Raw genomic sequence first — 20,665 nt, forward strand, 5'->3', positions numbered from 1 at the left:
CATGCACGCCTCTGGCTCGGCCTTCGTTAAAAAATCACCGCAGTGTTTGGAGATTGTTTGGAGACTTTCTCCCGGTGTAGGGAATCGGCGTAGGATGGCGCGACGTTGGCTGATCTGACGATCCTGGATCCAGCGACAGCGGCTGCTTTCCCCATAATTTTTGGCCGCATGGGTGGGAACGGGGTATCGCTTCCCATCGGATTGCACGCTGTTCCTGCGCCCTTCGCTATTCCGGCGGGCTTTTTTTGATGCCTCGACTGATGCCTCGATATTTCGGCCATCATCGCCGACTGGGCTTATCATTGGGCTCATTTTTATAATTTTTCGGAGCAATCATGCACGACACTGACGATACGATTTCCTCTCCTGTTCGCCTGGCCGATTATGCGCCGCCGCCGTGGCTGGTTGATGAAGTGAGGCTCGATGTCGATATCCGCGCGGATGGAACGTGCATCACGGCGACGCTGGCATGTCGCCGCAACCCGGAGGCCAAAGCAGGACAGCCTCTGCGGCTCGATGGCGAAGCACTGGAAACGTTATCGGTGCGCTGTGATGGTCGGGCGCTGGCGCCGGATGAATACGAACTGACGGCGCAGTCATTGACGCTGTCCGGTGATCTGCCGGAGCGTTTTTCACTGGAAACGCGCGTGCGTATCCAACCGGATGCAAATACGGCGCTGTCCGGTTTTTACCGCAGCCGCGACGGCTATTTCACCCAGTGCGAGGCGCAGGGTTTCCGCCGCATTACCTGGTTCCCTGACCGGCCGGACGTGATGGCGCGTTATACGGTGACGCTGCATGCCGATAAAGCGCGCTTTCCCGTGCTGCTTGCCAACGGCAACCCGGTTGCGGCGGGCGATGAGCCGGACGGCCGCCACTACGCGGTTTGGCAAGACCCATTCCGTAAGCCCTGCTATCTTTTTGCCATGGTTGCCGGCAGGCTTGATGTGCTGCGCGATGCGTTCACGACGGCTTCGGGGCGCACGGTGCATCTGGCGATCTACGTCGAGCCCGGCGAGCTCGACCAGTGCGGACACGCGATGGCGGCGCTGAAAAAGGCGATGCGCTGGGATGAGCAGCGCTTTGGCCTGGAGTGCGATCTCGACCATTACATGATCGTTGCCGTCAGCGATTTCAACATGGGGGCGATGGAAAACAAAGGCCTCAACATCTTTAATACCAAGTACGTGCTGGCGCGCCCCGATCTGGCGACGGATACCGATTTTGAGAATATCGACCGTGTCGTCGCCCACGAATATTTCCACAACTGGACGGGCAACCGCGTCACTTGCCGCGACTGGTTCCAGCTCTCGCTCAAGGAGGGGCTGACGGTGTTCCGTGACCAGGAGTTCGGTGCGGATGCGCATGATCGCGCCACGGCGCGCATTAAGGACGTGCGCACGTTACGCGCCGTGCAGTTCCCTGAAGATGCCGGCCCGATGGCGCATCCGGTGCGACCGTCCTCTTATGTGGAAATCAACAATTTCTACACGGCCACGGTGTATGAAAAAGGAGCGGAAGTCGTGCGCATGATCCAGACGCTGATCGGACGCGCCGCTTTTCGCGCCGGTCTGGAGGAATATTTCCGCCGGCATGACGGGCAGGCTGTGACGTGTGAGGATTTTGTTGCGGCGATGGCCGCACAGACGCCGGATGCGGCAGGAGAAAATCCCGGCCTTAATCTTCAACGTTTCATGCGCTGGTATGCCGAACCGGGCACGCCGCGCGTCGCGGTATCCGGCGCCTATGATGCGGCGGCCAGACGCTACACACTGAACTTTACGCAGTCCAACATTCGCGCAAGTGATGCCGCGCCGTATCCGATCCCCATCCGCGTTGCCCTGTACGATCCTTCCGGCGGCGAATTGCCGGGTTCGGCGCGCACATTGCTGCTCAACGAGAATCGTCAGTCCTTTGTTTTTGAGAACATTGATGCGCCGCCGATTCCTTCACTGCTGCGTGATTTTTCCGCGCCGGTCATTCTCGATAAAGAGGATCTGGATACCGACCTGATTTACCTGATGGCGCACGACAGCGATCCGTTTAATCGCTGGGAGGCCGGGCAGCGCTTGGCCAGCCGCCTGATTCTGGCGGCGACGGCGCAGATCGCCGCCGGACGTCCCCCCGTCTGGCCTGCCGCCTATGCCGAGGCCGTGCGCCGGCTGCTGAACGGGCACGCCGCGTTTGGCGCCGGTTTTGTTGCCGAAGCGCTGAGTCTGCCCAGTGAAGCAACGCTGGCAGAATCCTTGCCGACGGTTGATCCGGAAGCGCTATATCAGGCGCGGCGCAGCCTGAGCACCTATCTGGCCGATGCGTTGTCGGAAGATTTTTCGGCCGTCTATGCAGCGTTGTCGGCCGGGGAGAACCGGGCTTCCTGCCCGCCAGATATGCAGGGTGCGGGTGAGCGCGCCCTGCGTAATCAATGCCTCAGCTATCTTGCCGAGCGCAGCGAGGCGGCCGGTGAAGCGGGGCTGCATCTGGCGCTGACGCAATACCGCCAGGCGGACAACATGACCGACCGTTTCGCCGCGCTGGCGACGTTGGCGCAGGAGATGGGCGAGATGGCAGAGGTTTCGGGAAAACAGAAAACGCACGAAGCGGACGAATGCTGCCCAGAATCGCTTGCCGGGCAGGCGCTCGCCGATTTCTACGCGCGTTATCGGGACGAAGCGCTGGTCGTCGACAAATGGCTGGCGGTGCAGGCCACAAGCTGCGCCGTGACGGCGGAACGCATTCGCGAGCTGAGTGCGCACCCGGCCTTCGATTTCCGCAATCCGAACAAAGTGTATGCCCTGCTGCGTACCTTCGGCGCCAATCATCGGCACTTCCACGCGGCCGACGGCAGCGGCTATCGATTGATCTCCGAGTGGGTCACGAAACTCGATCCGCTCAATCCGCAGGTGGCTTCGCGCCTGGCGCGCAGTTTCGACCGCTGGCGCAGGTTTGATGCCGGCCGACAGGCGCATGCCCGCGCTGCGCTGGAAGCGGTTCGACAGACGCCGAACCTGTCGCGCGACGTGGCCGAAGTCGTCGATAACCTGCTGGCAAGTGGTGAGACGCGCTGAAAATTCTGCCCTGAGACCCTTTCAAACAAGCCAGAAAACATAAATCGCCCGGAGGCCCTTTAAATATAAGGGCTTCCGGGCATCAAAAAACATAAACAGGGGAATCACGGCTTCCTTTGCCAAAATACTGCGTTGCTGTGTTGGCCTTGCCTTGCCGTACTGAATGGTCTGTCAGCGGCTTAACGCCTTGTCTTTTGGCAAAGTCGAGCCGCTATGTTTTAGGCGCCGCGGAAAGGATGCCCGCTAGCCCGCGTATTTAGGGCGCTTCAGAGGAGGATGCTCGCAAACCCGCGTGGACAGGGTATCTCAGGGCGTTCTTGAAATGGGATAAAAAAGCCGCCTGGATTTCCAGGCGGCCTTGCTGTGTACGTCAGGAGAAGCGGCGCTTGCCGGCGTTCTGGCTCAACCCGCTGAAGCAGGTATCGCCGCTCAGCGCCGGCCAAGACCCTAGAGCAGTTCTTTCGGGATGTTGCCGCCGTTTTCGGCCAGCTTTTGCAGCACGGTTTTATGCAGCCACATGTTCATCTGCGCCGAATCGCCCATTTTTTCGGCCGGGCAGCCCAGTTCGGTAGCCAGCTCCTTGCGCGCGGCCAAGCTGCTTTCGAGGCCGAGAAGTTTCATCAGGTCGACGATGGAGGTCTTCCAGTTCAGCTTTTCAGGGTTGGCCTTGGCCATCCCTTCCAGTTTGGAGACGACATCGACGGTGCTGATTGGCGTCGGTGCGGCAGAAGTGGCAGAAGCGGCGGGGGCAGCAGGGGCAGCAGGGGCAGCGGTCGAGGGATCTGGCGCGGCGGCCTCAGCTTCGCCAAAGCCCAGCTTGGACAGGATCGTGCTAAAAATTCCCATAATGGTTCCTTTCAGGTTGGATGAAGCAGAAACGGAAAGCGTCCCGTGACGGTGTGAAAGCTAAAGCGCAAAAAAGAACGCGGAGAACACGGCGGACGCGGCGGCTGACCCGTGCAGCAGGCCATGGGGCGTATCATGCCTGATAAATCATCATTGTGGAATGAAAATGACGTAGTTTGGCCGCGGCCGCCATCCCGCCGGCGTTGAGCTTGAGGAGGGGTTGAGGAGGGCTTGAGGATTTGATGGAAGGCGTACTGGGCATTGGGCTATTTTGATTCTGGATGGCCGTGCCGTTGCCGAGATTTTGGCCGTGCCGTTGCCGGGATTTTTAAGCGTTGTGCCGGCGGTGGAGACCACAGTGAAATAAATCCGCGGAATGTGCCGATAACCGGCTGGAATCTGGCGCTTATCGGTTAAACTTGCGCCGCGATGACCCTGCTCCTGACTATTCTGATAACTCCCTGGATCGGCAGCATTTGTGCGGCACTCATGCCGACTAATGCCCGCAATGCCGAGGCGTGGCTGGCCGGTTTTGTCGCTTTGCTGACGACGGTGCTGCTCGCGTCTTTGTACCCGCATTTAGCCAACGATGCCGTTCTGCGCCTGGAAATGCCCTGGTCGGCGACGCTGGGTCTTGCTTTTCAGCTGCGTCTGGATGGCTTTTCATGGCTGTTTGCCATGCTGGTTGCGGGCATGGGGTTGCTGGTTGTGGTCTATGCGCGTTATTACATGTCACCGGCCGATCCCGTCCCCCGTTTTTTCTCCTTTTTCCTCGCCTTCATGGGCGCCATGCTGGGCGTCGTTCTATCCGGCAATCTGTTGCAGATGGCCATGTTCTGGGAGTTGACCAGCCTGGTGTCGTTCATGTTGATCGCTTACTGGCATCACCGCAGCGAAGCGCGTAGCGGCGCGCGCATGGCATTGATCGTGACCGGCGCCGGCGGGCTGGCGCTGCTCGGTGGCGTACTGCTGATTGGCCGTATCGTCGGCAGCTATGATCTTGATGCCGTATTGGCGGCGGCCGATGTGGTCAAAAACCATGCCTGGTATCCCGCGATCGTTACCCTGGTGGCGCTGGGGGCGCTGACCAAAAGCGCACAGTTTCCCTTTCATTTCTGGCTGCCGCATGCGATGGCTGCGCCGACGCCAGTTTCCGCCTATCTGCATTCGGCTACGATGGTCAAGGCGGGGGTCTTTCTGCTGGCGCGGCTGTGGCCGTTGCTGGCCGGTTCTGATCAATGGTTCTGGATGGTGGGCGGCGCCGGTTTGTGTTCTTTGGTCATCGCCGGTTATCTGGCCATGTTCCAGAATGATCTGAAGGGCATTCTGGCTTATTCGACGATCAGCCATCTCGGGCTGATTACCCTGCTGCTTGGCATGAACAGCACGCTGGCGTTGGTTGCCGCAGTTTTTCACATGATCAATCATGCGACGTTCAAGGCCTCGCTGTTCATGGCCGCCGGCGTCATCGATCACGAAACCGGTACGCGCGATATCCGGCGCTTGTCCGGCCTTGCGCGCGTCATGCCGATCACGGCAACGCTGGCGATGGTTTCGGCCGCGGCGATGGCGGGCGTACCCTTGCTCAACGGTTTTTTGTCTAAGGAAATGTTTTTTGCAGAAACCGTCTATCTTGACCAGGTGGGATGGGTGCGCATCGTTTTGCCGTTTTTTGCAACGCTTGCCGGCGTGTTCAGCGTTGCCTATTCGCTGCGCTTCATCCACGATGTGTTTTTTGGGCCGCAGGCCACTGATTTGCCACATACGCCGCACGATCCGACACGCTGGATGCTGTTGCCCAGCGCGTTGCTGGTCGTGATGTGCGTGCTGGTCGGCGTTTTTCCCGGACAGACGGTCGAAGGTTTTCTGAAAATGGCGACGACGGCACTGCTCGGCGCCGACGCGCCGCATTACGATCTGGCGTTGTGGCACGGCCTGAATCTTCCGGTTTACATGAGCCTGATCGCCTTATGCGGCGGCGTTGCACTCTATTTTTCATGGCTTACCCGCCAGAGAGATGCTGTTCCTCTGCTGGAAGCTATCGATGGCAAGCGGGCGTTTGAAAACTGCCTGAGGGCCATGACATCAATGGCCAGCCGGATATTGCCCGTGCTTTCTTCCGACAGGCTGCAAACGCAACTGCGCTTCATGATGCTCGTCATTGTGGGGGGCGGCATACTCTCTTTGTGGAACGGCGGGCTGACCTGGGGGCGGCGGTGGACGATCGCGCCCGACGTATCTTTCATACTGCTGTGGATCGTTGGTGCGACCTGCGCCGTCATGGCTGCCTGGAAGGCGAAGTATCACCGTTTCACTGCGCTGATTTTCCTAGGCGGAACGGGCCTGGCAACCAGTTTGTCGTTCGTCTGGCTTTCCGCGCCGGACCTGGCGTTAACCCAACTGGCTGTCGAAGTGGTGACGGCCGTGCTGATCCTCCTGGGGCTGCGCTGGCTGCCGCAGCGTGACAGGCGGTTTATGGAAGAGGCGCGGCCATCGATACGCCCCCGTTTGCGGCGGCTGCGCGACCTGCTGCTGGCCGTGCTGGGCGGCGGTGGCCTTGCGGCACTCAGCTACGCGATCATGAGCCGTCCGAGTGTCGATGGGATTTCCCCGTTTTTCGTCGAGCGCTCGCTGCCAGAGGGTGGTGGCCGGAATGTCGTCAATGTCATCCTCGTTGATTTTCGCGGTTTCGATACCTTTGGTGAAATCACGGTGCTGGTCATTGTTGCGCTGACCGTATTTGCCTTGCTGCGCCGTTTCCGGCCAGCGCCGGAAAGTATTCGCAATGCGGAAGCGGCTGAACCCGCGCCTGCCGTGGGAGGCGAAAAAATGGCTGAAGCACTGGATGCCGAAGCCGCGGCGCAAACGGTTTTGCTGCCGGAAGGCGATGCCATGATTCCTGCCGTCCTGGCGCGCTTGATCCTGCCGCTGGCCTTGATGGTATCGATGTATTTCCTGATGCGCGGCCACAACGCGCCCGGCGGCGGCTTTGTCGGCGGACTGGTGTTTGCCACGGCGATCATCCTGCAATATATCGTCAGCGGTGTGGTCTGGGTCGAGCTGCGCCTGCGTATTCTGCCGCTCAGCTGGATGGCCCTGGGTTTGCTTTGCGCCGGCGCTGCCGGCATCGCCGGTGCGTTGGCGGGCGAACCTTTCCTGTCCAGCCAGACCTGGCATGGTGAAGTGCCCGGCATCGGGCAGATTCACCTGTCGAGCGTACTGGTGTTCGACATGGGCGTGTATCTGGTGGTCGTAGGCGCCACCGTGCTGATGCTGATTGCCATCGCCCACCAGTCTTTGCGCCGTCATTCCAGAGAGCATCAGGCCAGCGAGGTCGTCCGATGGAAATAGTATTGTCTTTGGCGATTGGCATCGTCGCCGGATCGGGGATTTATCTGATTTTGCGGCCGCGTACCTTCCAGGTCATCGTTGGCCTGTCGCTGCTTTCCTATGCGGTCAATCTGTTCATTTTCTGCATGGGACGCCTGCGCGTCGGCACGCCGCCGCTGATCGCGCCGCTTTCCACCAGCAGCGCCTTTTATACCGATCCCGTGCCGCAGGCGCTGGTGTTGACCGCCATCGTCATCGGCTTTGCCACGACGGCGCTTTTTCTTGTCGTTCTGCTGGTTGCGCGCGGTTTGAATGGCAATGATCACGTCGATGGCCACGAGCCGGATAATGTCGGATAACGCCGGATGACGCGGGCCATGGAAATTTCGTTGATGGGCATCCTGCTACCGCATCTGCCGATCCTGCCGATTCTGCTGCCGATGATGACGGGCGCGGTGCTGCTGCTGTTGCGCAATGCCCGGCATGGCGCGCGCGGCCTTTTCACTGCTCTCCCTGTCGATACAACTGGGCGTTGCATTGGCGCTGATGGCGGCCGCGGATGGCCGGCTTGCCGCCTGGCCGGAAACAATCGGCGTTTATGCCTTGGGTAACTGGGCTGCGCCGTATGGCATCGTTCTTGTCGTGGATCGCCTGGCGGCCATGATGGTTATGTTGGCGACGGTGCTTGGCACGGCGGCTTTTTCTTATTCACTGGCGCGCTGGGAGCGCGCGGGCGTCCAGTTTTTCCCTTTGCTTCAGTTTCAGCTGATGGGCTTAAACGGCGCTTTCCTGACGGGCGACCTTTTCAATCTTTTCGTTTTTTTCGAGATCATGCTCGCCGCGTCTTACGCACTGACGCTGTATAGCCCGAATACACTACGGGTCAACGCGGGATTGCATTACATCGCAGTCAATCTGCTGGGGTCATTGTTCTTTCTGGTAGCGGCGGCGCTCGTTTATGGCTTGACGGGAACGCTCAATATGGCAGAGCTGCCGGAGCGTGTTTTGCAGCTGGCGGCAGATGACCGCCGCCTGTTCGATCTGGCGGCAGCCATGCTGGGCATTGTTTTTCTCATCAAGGCGGCGGCCTGGCCGCTTAATTTCTGGCTGCCCGCAGCCTATGCCAATGCCGCGCCGCCGGCGGGGGCGGTCTTTGCCATCCTGACTAAAGTGGGCATCTATGCCTTGCTGCGCATGGGAACGCTGTTGCAGGAAAACGGCATCGCACCCGCGCCGTTTGACGGCGACTGGCTGTTTTATTGCGGGCTGACAACGGTCGCTATCGGTACGCTGGGCGTGCTCAGTTCGCAGAAACTGGGCCGCCTGGCTGCTTTTTTCGTGATCGTCTCTTCCGGTACATTGCTGACCGCCTTTGGCTTTATCGGTACTTTACTGACCGCTCCCGCCATGTTTTATCTGACCGCATCGGTACTGGGGTGTGGCGCTTTTTTCATGCTGGTCGAAATTGCCGAGCGCGACCGGAGCCAGATTGACGATCTCCTGGCTATCAGCCTGGAGGCATTTGGCGTCAAATCCTCGCACGAGGCGGACGCTTCCGATGAGGATGCCGGTGTTCCGATTCCGGCCACGGCCGCTTTTCTCGGGCTGTCCTTTATTTTGTGCGGCCTGGTGCTGACAGGGTTGCCGCCCATGCCCGGCTTCATCGGCAAATTTGCCATGCTGGGCGCCTCTTTGAACTCGCTGCCGCCGGCATCAAACTGGCACGTCGGATTGTTTATTGCCGCCATGCTGCTGTCCGGGTTGGCGGGCATCATTGCACTCTCACGGCTCGGCATCCGTATTTTCTGGGATATGGAGCGCCAGACGCCGAGATTGCGTTGGCTGGAAGCCGGGCCGGTTGCGGCGCTGCTGTTGCTGTGCATCGCGTTAACCTTGCGGCCGGAAGCGGCCATGTCCTATTTTTCGGCCGCCTCGCACGCACTTTATGATGTCGGCGCGTATATCTATGCCGTGACGCCGGATAAGGCGCAATGAGCCGGGTTGGGAAAGAAAATAGGGGAAGCAGGGGAGATCGGGGGAGTTGGGGGAGAGGAGACAATGAGGGCAGGGAAGGGACACCATGATTGAACGTATGCGGCGTTTCCTGATGCCTGCCTGCCTGCTTGTTTTCTGGCTGGTGATCAATAAGTCGCTGGATGGCGCCGACTGGTTGCTGGGCGGCGTGTTTGCGCTGGCGGCAAATGCGCTGACCCGGCGCGTGCGTCCACTGCATGCCGTGCCGCGGCGTCTGGGCGTTATGCTGGCGCTGTGCGGTCGGGTACTGGTCGATATCGTTCAGGCCAATATCGAAGCCGGACAGGTGATTCTATACGCCGCCCGTCGGCCGCCCCATTCGGCCTTCCTGGATATTCCTCTGGATATGCGCAATCCGCACGGACTGGCAATGCTCAGCATCATCATTACGGCGACGCCGGGCACGGCCTGGGCCGGCCTTAATCCGGAAAACAATGTACTGACGCTGCACATTCTTGATCTCAAAGATAGTGCCGGTGTTCAACGCACAATCAAGGAACGCTACGAACGTCCGCTCATGGAGATTTTTACATGACTGTCATGCTCAAATATGCACTGATCTTTGCGCTGGTCTGTTTTACGCTGTCCATGGTTTTTGCGCTGATCCGCATACTGCGTGGGCCGGCGGCGCAGGATCGCATTCTCGCGGCGGATGCGCTTTCCATCAATGCCATGCTGATTATCCTGACACTGGGAATCGACATCGGCTCATCCGTCTATTTCGAAAGCGCCCTGCTGATTGCCATTTTCGGCTTTGTCAGTTCGACGGCAATGGCGAAGTTCCTGCTTCGCGGCGAGGTGATTGAACCATGAACGCTGTCGATCTTCCGCTCTGGGCCGTTGCGCCGGCTTCGCTTCTGCTTGTCGCCGGGGGCCTGGTTTCGCTGATCGGCGCGCTCGGTCTCCTGCGTCTGGATGATTTTTACGCCCGCGTTCATGCACCAACCCTGACCAATACACTGGGCACGGGGTGCGTATTATTGGCCTCGACCCTTATGGCCTCGGCAATGGCCAGGCACCTGGTGATTCATGAACTGCTGATTGCCGTTTTTATTCTGCTTGCCTCGCCGGTAACGACCATTATCCTGATGCGCGCTGCGCGTTCCCGGAAAAAGCCGGAGCAGGCAACCGGGCAGGGAAAAGCGTGAGGATCAGTCAGGATAAGCGAGGAGGGGTCAGGATAGGCCAGGATGGGCCGGTGATCCTGCCATGCCGGTCTTAGTGCCCAAGCCTTAGTGCCGCGCGCCGGATTTTCTGCGCGCTTTGCCGAAACGCTTCAGCACATGGGCGCACATACTGTTGGCCAGTTCTTCCTTGGCGAGGAAAACTCTTCCGGCGTGTTCTTCGGCGAGCAGGTCAGCTTCTTCCTCGGAAAGGCCGCGGATGATGACCTCGATTCCTGGGTTCAGCGTGCGTGCCGTTTGTATCATTTTCTGTACTTCGACGGCGCTTGACGCCGAGGCGACCAGCATGCTGGCACGGGCAATGTGCGCCTGAACGAGTACGGCCGGTTCGGCGGCGTTTCCGCCGACAGCGGCAATACCGCGCTGGCGCAGACTTTCGACGATTTCTCGGTTTTCCTCAACCACGACAAAGGGGATGTTCTTCTCGGTCAGGGCGCGGGCGATACGCTGACCGACCTTGCCATAACCGACGAGTACGACCTGTCCGGAAAGAAATTTCTCTTCCGTACTCATCGGCAGTTCGGCGAGCGGGTCGCCGGGGCGCTCCAGTTTTCTGGCGAGTTTAGGATGCGCGAGAATCCATTTTTGCAGTAGCGGCACGCAGAAAAACATCAGTTTGTTAAAGGTGATCGAAATCAGCGCGCCGGCCAGAATCAGATTCTGCGCTTCCATCGTCAGCAGGCCGAGGTTCAGGCCCAAGCCGGCGAGAATGAAGGAGAATTCACCGATTTGCGCCAGGCTTGCCATGAGCATCAGCGCCGTATTGAGCGGGTAGCGGAAAACCAGCACAATGGCTGCCGACGCCAGCGGGTTGACGAGCATGATGAGGAAAAGCATGGCCAGAATCTGGAACGGGTCTTCAAGCAGGATGCGCGGGTCGAAGAGCATGCCGACCGAGACGAAAAAAAGCACCGAGAAGGCTTCGCGCAGGGGAAGCGATTCCTCGGTGGCCCGCTGACTGAATGCCGATTCGCGCATCACCATGCCGGCGAAGAAGGCGCCCAGAGCAAAAGACACCGAGAACAAGCGGGCGGCGGTATAGGCGATGCTGACGGCGGCAGCGGCCACACAAAGCGTGAAGAGTTCGCGCGAGCGGGTACGCGCCACGAGCCAGAGCAGACGCGGGATCAAGCGGCGCCCGCCGACCAGCATCAGCACAACGAAGATGAGCATTTTCTCGACGGTGATCAGCAAATTCTGCCAGATGCCGTCATTCCACGACTGCTGTTCGCCGCCAAGCTGGCTGGCAAGCGGGGGCAGCAAGACCAGCACAAACACCATGATCAGGTCTTGGACGACCAGCCAGCCGACGGCAAGGCGGCCGTTCATTGAATCGAGCGCACGCTGTGCTTCCAGCCCGCGCAATACAACGACTGTACTGGCGACGGAAAGAGCAAAGCCGAAAATGATCGCGCCGCCGGCATTCCATCCCCACGCCAGTGCCAGCAGCGTACTCAGCATGGCGGCGATGGTGACCTGGATGATCGCGCCGGGCAGCGCGATTTTGCGCACTGCCATCAGATCATCGACGGAAAAATGCAGCCCGACGCCAAACATCAGCAGCATGACGCCGATTTCAGCCAACTGTTTGGCGATGTCGACATCGGCGAGAAACCCCGGTGTGAATGGACCGATGAAGACGCCGGCGAGCAGGTAACCGACCAGCGCCGGCAGACGCAGACGTTCGGCAATGAGTCCGAAGATAAGGCCAAACCCAAGTCCCAGGGCGAGCGTGGTGATCAGCGGGGCGCTTTCATGCATTGGAGGAGTCTGTTTGTTTCTGGCCTTTTTGACAGGGTAGGGTGCGCGGCGGATGCATACCGGCAGATTGTTTGGCAACATTCCCTTGACGCCCAAGCGTAGCAGAAATCATCGGTCATCGCCCATTTAAATAAACACTTTAGGACGTAAAAATAGGCAAAACGGGTCATGATGAAACAATGATTGGGATGATGGACTGCCCGTTTTGGCCTTGACGTTTGTCCTTGGTGCCGCGACTGCTCAGACATAAGGCGGCGAAGTGCCAAAAATGCGTTTTCATGCGTTTTCCTTTCCGCTTTCTTAAAAATCGAATTGCAGGGGCGTTTTTCCCGCATGCAAATATTCCCGGATATTCCATATCGTGCGCGGCGAATCAACGGATGAAAATGAATAGAAGCGAGGGGGCAAACAGCACAAAAATGGTGGGTAGCTGTAGAGCGGGTATCATGGCCGCCGTGATCATGTCGTTTTGTGGAGAGTAGGCGATGCGTCTGCTGTTGGTCGAAGATGACCCGATGATCGGCGATGGCGTACAGCGTGGTTTGCGTCAGGAAGGGCATACCGTCGACTGGGTGCGCGATGGCGCTGCGGCAACGCTGGCAGTTGCCGAAGGGGTGCATGAAATGCTGCTGCTCGATCTCGGGCTGCCGCACCTGTCGGGGCTCGACCTGCTGGCCAGTTTGCGCCGCCAGGGCGTCGAACTGCCAGTGCTCGTGATTACCGCACGCGATGCGGTTGCCGACCGCGTCAAGGGGCTTGATGCCGGCGCTGACGATTATCTTGTCAAGCCTTTTGATCTCGACGAACTGTCGGCGCGCATTCGCGCCCTCATGCGACGGCGCGGCGGACGCGCTTCGCCGCTGATCGAACACGGTGCATTAACGCTCGATCCGGCCACACGCGCCGTGACGCTGGAGGGGCGCCCGGTCAGCCTCTCCGGGCGCGAGTTCGCCCTGCTGCGCGCTTTGCTCGAACGGCCGGGGATGCCGCTTTCGCGCGCCCAGCTTGAAGAACGCCTTTACGGCTGGGGCGAAGAGGTTGAAAGCAATGCCGTCGAGGTTCATATCCACTCGCTGCGGCGCAAACTGGGTGCGGCATGGATCCGCAACGTGCGCGGCGTCGGCTATCTGGTGCCGGAGCGGCCGTGAAAACACCATGAACTCGATTCGCCGCCAACTGCTGCTGGCGCTGCTCGGCGCCATGTCTCTGGCGATGCTGATCGCCGGCTGGGCAACCTGGCGCGCCGCCCGCCATGAAGCGGATGCGCTGTCTGATTACCATCTACGGCAGATTGCGCTGTCAGTGCGCGATCAACGTTTCCCTGACGCCCACTCCTTTCCGGCTGACGACGGCCATGTTGACTACGTTATCCGTGTCTGGAATGCGACCGGCCTGACGGTCTACTACTCCAAGCCGCACGAGTCGCTGCCGGAACTGACACAGCTTGGCTACTCACAGGCCAGGACAAGTGAAGGGCAATGGCGTGTTTTCGCCCTTCAGTACCAGGGCATGACCATCGCCGTCGCCCAGCCGATGCGCGTGCGCGACCGCCTGGCCGCCAATGCGGCCTGGAAGACGCTGCGGCCGTTTTTCTTTCTTCTGCCCGCTGTTGGCGCGCTGGTCTGGGCGCTGGTCGGTCTGGGGCTGCGGCCGCTGGCGCGCCTGGCCGAATCGCTGCGCACGCGTTCGCCCGATTCGTTCAGCCCCTTGCCGGACGACGATTTGCCGGAGGAAATTCAACCGCTGGCCGCAGCGCTCAATGATCTGCTGGCGCGGCTCAAAAGCGCTTTTGCGGCACAACGCGATTTCGTCGCCGACGCCGCACATGAACTGCGTACCCCTCTGACGGCACTGCAATTACAGATACAGCTGGTCGAGCGGGCGGCAGACGAGGCGGAGCGGAGCACCGCGCTCGATAATCTTAAGCGCGGGCTGCAACGCGCCAGCCATACGGTCGGGCAGTTACTGACGCTGGCGCGGCTGGAGCCGGGCGCGGCGGCGATGCCGATGGAGCGCGTTGATCTGACGATGCTGGCGCGCGAAGCAATCGTCGAGCAGATGCCGCTTGCCGAAGCGCGCGGCGTTGATCTTGGGCTGCTCGCGGGGGAAAACAGTCTTTTTGTCACGGGCGAGGCGGGCGCCTTACGCATTCTACTGGCCAATTTGCTGACCAATGCGTTGCGCCATGCACCGCCGGGTGGACGGGTCGACGTCACCTGTCATTATGAGGACAGCCAGGCGGCGGAGGAAAAAACGGCAGGAAAAAGCGACTCCACCAATACGTATGGCGAGGCTGCGTCGCGGGCGGCGGTGCTTGAAGTGGCCGACAACGGGCCGGGTATTCCCGCCGCCGAGCGTGAGCGGGTCTTCGGCCGTTTCTACCGGCGTGCGGGCGAACAGGAACCCGGCAGCGGGCTGGGGTTGGCGATCGTGCGCGCCATCGCCGAGCGGCATGGCGCCACGGTCAGTCTGCACGACTCGGATGCAGGCGGTCTGCTGGTGCGTGTGCGCTGGCAGGGGAGGTGTTCAGAGATGCTCCAAATACACGAAAAACACGAATCGCCACAGCCTGCGCACTGACCTTCCCCTAAGAGACTTCTCTTGATGCCGTTGCGCTGAGCGGCAGCACGCCCCCTCGGAAACCCGCGTGGAGTGGGTGTTTCCAGGCAGGCACCTCTGGAACCCTTATCAATAAAGGGCTTCAGGGCATGGGCGCCGGAAATGACCTGTTTACAAGGGCTTCAGAGCATCCTCCTTGGAGAAGCCCTAAATACGCGGGCTAGCGGGCAGGTGGCCGGAGATACTTTAAATATAGGAATTGCCAAGACCTGCGCGCTGACTTTCACCCACGGAACTCCTCTTGATGCCGTTGCGCTGAGCGGCAGCGCGCCCCGCTGACTTTCTTTGCCTCGCCAAAGAAAGTCAGCAAAGAAAGGCGACCCCGAGGCGCAGAAAACTCCTTGCCGCGGGCGGCTTGGCGGCGGGCTTGATAACTCGCTGCGCTCAGACAATCAAGCTCTTGCTTCCGCCAAGCCGCCCCGCGCATTTCTGAAATAGCGGCTTCCTTTGCCAAAATACGGCGTTGGCTTCGCCTTGCCGTACTACTCGTACTGTCAGCGGCTCGCCGCCTTGTCTTTTTGCAAAGTCGAGCCGCTATGAGGCTTTCGGAGCACACTTCTGAACCCCGCGTGGATTGGCCGTTTGCAGGCAGGCGCCCCTGGAGCCCTTATAAATAGGGCGTTTGCTGGCATGCACTTCCAAAACCCGCATGGATAAAGCACTCCGAGCAGTGGATCTGGAGATACCCTGTTTACGCGGGGTTCAGGGCATACCTTTCGGAGAAGCTCTAAATACACGGGCTGGCGGGCAACCACCTTTTAGGGAAGGCGTCACGGAGCCGTCGCGCAGTGGTCGATGGGTTTTTGATTCTCTCCCTGTGGGGGAGATGCCCCGAAGGGGCAGAGAGAGCAACACGTCAAAGGCTTCGGTTTCTGTTGTTTCAGATGGAATTTGGTATTGCTCCTGCGCTCTTTTTGTCTTTTTTACCCTATCCCCAAATTTATCTCCCAAAGGGGAGGGGCTTTTCGGGTGCTCCGAACCCCGCGTGGATAGGGCGTTTCCAGGTAGGCACTTCTGTAACCCTTATGGATAAAGGGCTGGTGGGCAGGGCGCTCGGAGATGCCCTGTTTACGCGGGTTTGCGGGTATCCCCTCTGAAATGCCCTAAATACACGGGCTTGCGGGCAGCCTTTCTGCGGCGTCCGGAATTTAGATCCAGCCCAGGGTATTGGCGAAGACGAGCAGGATCGCCAACGGCGCAAGGTAGCGCAATGCGGCCAGCCACAAGGCAGGCAGGGCGGATGCGGCGCTGCTGCCTTCGCGCATGTGCTGGAGTACGTCGGTCTTTTGTTGGCACCAGCCGGTAAAGAGGGCGATGCACAGGGCGCCGACGGGCATGATCCACGCCGTGATCAGGTAGTCCCACAAATCAAAGACGGTCTTGCCGAAGAAAGTCAGCTCTTTCCACGCGCCGAATGACAGCGCGGAAGGAATGCCAACGATAAAGATTGCCGTGCCGATCAGCCAGGTGTGACTGCGACGTTTGCCCTGGTTGTCGCGGATCGAAGAGGCGATCACCGTTTCTAGCATGGCGAACGCGGAGGTCAGGGTCGCAAACGAAACCAGCACCATGAAAACGCCGAACAGCAGCCGGCCAAAAGGAATTTGCATGAAGACGGCGGGCAGCACCACGAAAATCAGCCCCGGCCCCTGACCCGGCTCAAAACCAAGGGCAAAAACCGCAGGAAAAATAACCAGGCCGGCGAGCAGCGAAATCAGCAAATTGAGCCACATGACGCTGTTGCCGGCGCGGAAAACGTCCTGGTCCCGACCCAGATACGCCGCGTAAGTGATCATCGCCGAGACGCCGATGCTCAGTGCAAAGAACGCTTGGCCGAGCGCGATCAGCATGGTTTGCGGGTTCAGGTAGCGCCAGTCGGGCTTGAGCAGGAATTCGACGCCTTTCATCGCGCCCGGCAACGTCAGCGAGCGTACGGCCAGCACGAGAAAAAGGATAAACAACGCCGGCATCAGATAGCGGTTGGCTTTTTCGATGCCTTCGGCAATGCCGCCTTGAACAACGGCCACCGTCAGCAGCATGAAGATCGCCTGGTAAGCGAGGGCGTTGGCCGGGCTGGCAATGGTTGCGCCGAACAGCGCTCCGAAATCCGCACCTGGATGTACTGCGCCGCTAAAGGCATGCACCACATAATTAAGCACCCAGCCGCCGACCACGCTGTAAAACGACAGCAGCACAAAGCAGGCCGCAACGCCCATGCGCCCGACCCACGGCCACTGGCTGCCGGGCGCCAGCGTTCTGAATGCATCTACGGCGTTTTTGCCGCTTTTGCGACCGATATAAAACTCAGCCAGCAACACGGGCAGGCCGATCAGCACCGTAAATAACAGGAAGAGCATAAAAAAGACGGCGCCGCCATTGGTGCCGGCCGTGTAGGGAAATTTCCAGATCGCGCCCAGGCCGATGGCCGAGCCGGCGGCGGACAGAATGAACCCGATTCGGGAAGACCAGGAGGTAGATGCGGATGTGGACGCGGAAGTTTTCATGGAAGATTTTTATTGTGGATGCGATGTTGAAAGGAACAATCACTGAACGCTTCCGAATACTGTGCGTAAATCTGGACGAACAAAGGATGCACTCAAGCGAGGGCGAAATTTTAACAAACCCCTCGGAGGCGACCAATTTGGCGCGCTGCGGATGGCATGCCTACAGTTGCGTTAAGTCTAAGTTTTACCCGAAATTATTTTTCTTAATTTTTCTTAAGTCTGAGTTAAGTTTTCGCTGTTAGGATGGCTCCCGTAGAAATGGTCAGTGGTCTGCAACTGCCCGTATTCCATCTTCCCTATTTCTTTTGTGTTTTGTTTTGCAAGGAGAATGTCGATCATGACGCTGAAGAATTCCAGAACCTTTAAACGCAGCCTGACGGCCACCGCCGTCGCCACCGTCGCCGCTTTCTCGATCATGGCGGTTTCGGCATGGCAGGAACGCCCGCTCTGGCCGGTTGAAGCGGCCGCGCCGGCGGCTTCGGCGCTGCCCGATATGAGCGCCATCGTCGAGCGTCACGGCGGTGCGGTGGTCAATATCAGCGTTTCCGGCACGACGAAAACCCAATCGGGGTTTCCGGGCTTCCCCGGCCTTGATCCGGACGACCCGTTTTTTGAATTTTTCCGCCATTTCCGCATTCCGGAGCAACGTGGCGAGCAGCGCATCCGCGGTCAGGGATCGGGTTTCATCATTCGGGAAGACGGCCTTGTCCTGACCAACGCGCACGTGATCGACGGCGCCGACGAAGTGGTCGTCAAGCTGACCGACAAGCGCGAATTCAAGGCAAAAGTCCTTGGCGCGGACAAAACGACCGATGTGGCCGTACTGCGTATCGAAGGACGCAATTTGCCGACGGTCAAGATCGGTAGTTCGGCAAATACGCGCGTTGGCGAATGGGTGCTGGCGATCGGCTCGCCGTTTGGCTTCGAGAACAGTGCGACGGCGGGCATTATCTCGGCCAAGTCGCGCTCGCTGCCGGACGACAGCTACGTTCCTTTCATCCAGACCGACGTGGCCGTGAATCCGGGTAACTCCGGCGGCCCGCTGTTCAATATGGCTGGAGAGGTGATCGGCATCAATTCGCAGATTTACAGCCGGTCCGGCGGTTATCAGGGGCTATCGTTCGCCATTCCGATCGATGTGGCGATGAGTATCCAGGAACAGATCGTCAAACACGGTAAAGTGCAGCGCGGAAAGCTGGGCGTCACGATTCAGGACGTCAACCAGTCGCTCGCCGAATCCTTCGGCCTGAACAAACCGGCCGGCGCTCTCATTGCTTCGGTCGAAAACGGGAGTCCGGCGGCCAAGGCTGGGTTGGAAGCAGGCGACGTGATTTTGTCGATCAACGGCAAGGAAATCGTTTCATCGAACGAATTGCCGCCTTTGGTCGCTGCCGCCCGTCCGGGAGATACGGTCAAGCTGCAAGTCTGGCGTAAGGGCGGATCGCGCGAAATGTCGGTCAAGGTCGGCGGCCAGCAAAATGAGAAATCGGCCGGCGCTGGCAGTAAGGATTCTTCCGAAGCGGCTAGCCGTCTGGGCGTATCGGTGCGCGCGCTGAGCGGCGAAGAGCGCCGGCAGCTCGAACTGCGCGGTGGCCTGTTGGTTGAAAATGCCCAGGGGGCGGCGGCGCGGGCAGGCATCCGCCGCGGCGATGTCATCCTCTCGGTCAACGGCGAGGCAGTATCGACGCCTGATCAGCTGCGCGGCATCATTGCCAAGGCGGGCAAGCGCGTGGCGCTGCTTGTTCAGCGTGAAAGCGTGCGGCTCTTTGTTCCGGTCGATCTGAAATGAGCTGAAATCCGGGCTTTTCATGGTGCCTGAACGCATTTTCAGGTGCAGCGCCAATGGGGTGCGATACAGGCCGGGCAGACTTGCCCGGCCTGTTGCCGTATGGCCGGCAGCGGCCAGGGAAAAAGCGCCTGCGGTATGCCGGGGAATGCTAGACTCCGCCCGTCTTTGCTTTTTATCACGCGCGAGAAAATCCAATGGCTGGCAATACGTTCGGAACCCTGTTTACCGTTACTTCTTTTGGTGAATCGCATGGCCCGGCGATCGGGTGCATCATCGACGGTTGTCCGCCCGGACTGGCGCTGGATAGGGCCGATATCCAGACCGAACTGGATCGCCGCAGACCGGGGACTTCGCGCCATGTAACGCAGCGGCGTGAGCCGGATACAGTGGAAATTCTTTCCGGCGTCTTTGACGGGCTGACGACCGGCACGCCGATTGCTCTGCTGATCCGCAACCAGGATCAGCGCAGCAAGGATTACGCCAATCTTGCCGAGACTTTCCGGCCGGGGCATGCCGACTACACCTATACGCAGAAATACGGCTTCCGTGACTATCGCGGCGGCGGCCGGGCCTCGGCGCGCGAGACGGCGGTGCGCGTAGCCGCGGGGGCTGTTGCGCGCAAGTGGCTGAAGGCGCGCTACGGCGTGTGTATCCGGGGATGGCTGAGCCAGCTGGGTGAAATCGCGATCCCTTTTGTCGATGCGCTGGAAATTGGTAATAACCCGTTCTTTGCGCCGAATGCATCGTGCGTCCCGCAACTGGAGGCGTATATGGATGCGCTGCGCCAATCGGGCGATTCGGCGGGCGCAAAAATCTGCGTGACAGCCCACGGGGTGCCGCCAGGCTGGGGCGCGCCGGTGTTCGATCGGCTCGATGCCGATATTGCTTACGCGATGATGGGCATCAATGCCGTCAAAGGCGTCGAGATCGGCGCGGGATTTGCCGCCGTGACGCAGAAAGGTTCGGAACACGGCGATGAAATGACGCCCGCCGGTTTCCTCTCCAATCACGCGGGCGGCGTATTGGGCGGTATTTCGACCGGGCAGGACATTCGTGTCAATCTGGCCATCAAGCCTACGTCAAGCATCCGCCTGTCACGCCGTTCGATCAATCTGGCCGGGCAGCCAGTGATGGTCGACACGCAGGGTCGCCACGACCCGTGTGTTGGCATCCGCGCCGTACCCGTAGCCGAGGCTATGCTCGCGCTCGTACTCATCGATCATGCGTTGCGGCATCGCGGACAATGTGCCGATGTGGTTTGCCAAACGCCAAAAATCGGCGGCGCAGCGCCGGCGCATTCGGAGCCCCCGGCATAAAACCATACGCATACGGGATCCTGCCGGGTTTGCGGAAACGGAAAGCATCGAGCGCATAGGGCAACAGGGCAAACGATCCGGAAAGATCCGTTGTGGTATTGCACGTTGCTGGGCGGCAATTCCCCCCGGATTTGCTGACAGTCATAGGTGTCCATGCGATAATCATCGCTCCTCGCGGCGAGGTCCGGCGGTGGCTTGGCTTCGTCATTTTGTAGGC

At 59.7% G+C, this 20,665-nt stretch carries 14 protein-coding genes; 11 read left to right on the forward strand and 3 right to left on the reverse strand.

Going from position 1 to position 20,665, the window contains the following annotated elements:
- Window positions 1-335 precede the first annotated feature (335 nt).
- The gene (gene pepN, locus ABCS64_RS04345; protein ID WP_418890679.1) at window positions 336-3,065 is read left to right on the forward strand and encodes an aminopeptidase N; all 2,730 of its coding nucleotides are present in this window, start codon (window positions 336-338) and stop codon (window positions 3,063-3,065) included.
- A gap of 447 nt (window positions 3,066-3,512) precedes the next feature.
- Here pepN and ABCS64_RS04350 read toward each other — a convergent pair whose 3' ends face one another.
- A complete protein-coding gene (locus ABCS64_RS04350; RefSeq protein ID WP_418890680.1) occupies window positions 3,513-3,911 on the reverse strand; it encodes a DUF3597 domain-containing protein in 399 nt (132 codons plus the stop codon).
- Window positions 3,912-4,340: 429 nt separating this feature from the next.
- Between ABCS64_RS04350 and ABCS64_RS04355 the strand changes: the two genes are divergently transcribed.
- The 6 genes from ABCS64_RS04355 (at window position 4,341) to mnhG (ending at window position 10,423) form a co-directional block, all read left to right on the forward strand.
- Window positions 4,341-7,262 carry a monovalent cation/H+ antiporter subunit A gene (locus ABCS64_RS04355; protein ID WP_418890681.1) on the forward strand — a complete coding sequence of 974 codons (2,922 nt, stop codon included), beginning with the start codon at window positions 4,341-4,343 and terminating at the stop codon, window positions 7,260-7,262.
- 2 nt (window positions 7,263-7,264) lie between these two features.
- On the forward strand, window positions 7,265-7,600 hold the full coding sequence (locus ABCS64_RS04360; RefSeq protein WP_479686649.1) for a Na+/H+ antiporter subunit C: 336 nt from the start codon (window positions 7,265-7,267) through the stop codon (window positions 7,598-7,600).
- A gap of 124 nt (window positions 7,601-7,724) precedes the next feature.
- The gene (locus ABCS64_RS04365) at window positions 7,725-9,236 is read left to right on the forward strand and encodes a monovalent cation/H+ antiporter subunit D (protein WP_418890683.1); all 1,512 of its coding nucleotides are present in this window, start codon (window positions 7,725-7,727) and stop codon (window positions 9,234-9,236) included.
- A gap of 85 nt (window positions 9,237-9,321) precedes the next feature.
- Entirely contained in the window at window positions 9,322-9,810 is a 489-nt protein-coding gene (locus ABCS64_RS04370; protein WP_418890684.1) for a Na+/H+ antiporter subunit E, read from the forward strand.
- Entirely contained in the window at window positions 9,807-10,088 is a 282-nt protein-coding gene (locus tag ABCS64_RS04375; protein ID WP_418890685.1) for a K+/H+ antiporter subunit F, read from the forward strand. The genes ABCS64_RS04370 and ABCS64_RS04375 overlap by 4 nt, the downstream gene beginning before the upstream one ends.
- Window positions 10,085-10,423 carry a monovalent cation/H(+) antiporter subunit G gene (mnhG, locus tag ABCS64_RS04380; RefSeq protein WP_418890686.1) on the forward strand — a complete coding sequence of 113 codons (339 nt, stop codon included), beginning with the start codon at window positions 10,085-10,087 and terminating at the stop codon, window positions 10,421-10,423. Before ABCS64_RS04375 ends, mnhG begins: the two co-directional genes overlap by 4 nt.
- 84 nt (window positions 10,424-10,507) lie before the next feature.
- Here the strand turns inward: mnhG and ABCS64_RS04385 are convergent, their stop codons facing one another.
- On the reverse strand, window positions 10,508-12,220 hold the full coding sequence (locus ABCS64_RS04385) for a cation:proton antiporter (RefSeq protein ID WP_418890687.1): 1,713 nt from the start codon (window positions 12,218-12,220) through the stop codon (window positions 10,508-10,510).
- A 485-nt stretch (window positions 12,221-12,705) separates the two neighbouring features.
- Between ABCS64_RS04385 and ABCS64_RS04390 the strand changes: the two genes are divergently transcribed.
- Together ABCS64_RS04390 and ABCS64_RS04395 are read left to right on the forward strand one after the other, a co-directional pair.
- Window positions 12,706-13,368, forward strand: coding sequence for a response regulator (locus ABCS64_RS04390; protein ID WP_418890688.1), 663 nt, complete (start codon window positions 12,706-12,708; stop codon window positions 13,366-13,368).
- 7 nt (window positions 13,369-13,375) lie between these two features.
- Window positions 13,376-14,800 (forward strand): ATP-binding protein, encoded by a 1,425-nt coding sequence (locus tag ABCS64_RS04395; RefSeq protein WP_418890689.1) that lies wholly within the window; start codon window positions 13,376-13,378, stop codon window positions 14,798-14,800.
- Between the two features lie 1,187 nt (window positions 14,801-15,987).
- Here ABCS64_RS04395 and ABCS64_RS04400 read toward each other — a convergent pair.
- A complete protein-coding gene (locus ABCS64_RS04400) occupies window positions 15,988-17,343 on the reverse strand; it encodes a sodium-dependent transporter (protein ID WP_418890690.1) in 1,356 nt (451 codons plus the stop codon).
- A gap of 337 nt (window positions 17,344-17,680) precedes the next feature.
- On the opposite strand from ABCS64_RS04400, the gene ABCS64_RS04405 reads away from it, so the two are divergent.
- Together ABCS64_RS04405 and aroC are read left to right on the forward strand one after the other, a co-directional pair.
- A complete protein-coding gene (locus tag ABCS64_RS04405; protein WP_418890691.1) occupies window positions 17,681-19,132 on the forward strand; it encodes a DegQ family serine endoprotease in 1,452 nt (483 codons plus the stop codon).
- 194 nt (window positions 19,133-19,326) lie between these two features.
- Window positions 19,327-20,448: a chorismate synthase gene (gene aroC, locus ABCS64_RS04410; protein ID WP_418890692.1), complete on the forward strand. Its 1,122-nt coding sequence runs from the start codon at window positions 19,327-19,329 to the stop codon at window positions 20,446-20,448.
- Window positions 20,449-20,665 lie beyond the last annotated feature (217 nt).

This window comes from Dentiradicibacter hellwigii (assembly GCF_041770905.1).
Taxonomy (GTDB): Bacteria; Pseudomonadota; Gammaproteobacteria; order Burkholderiales; family Rhodocyclaceae; genus Propionivibrio; species Propionivibrio hellwigii.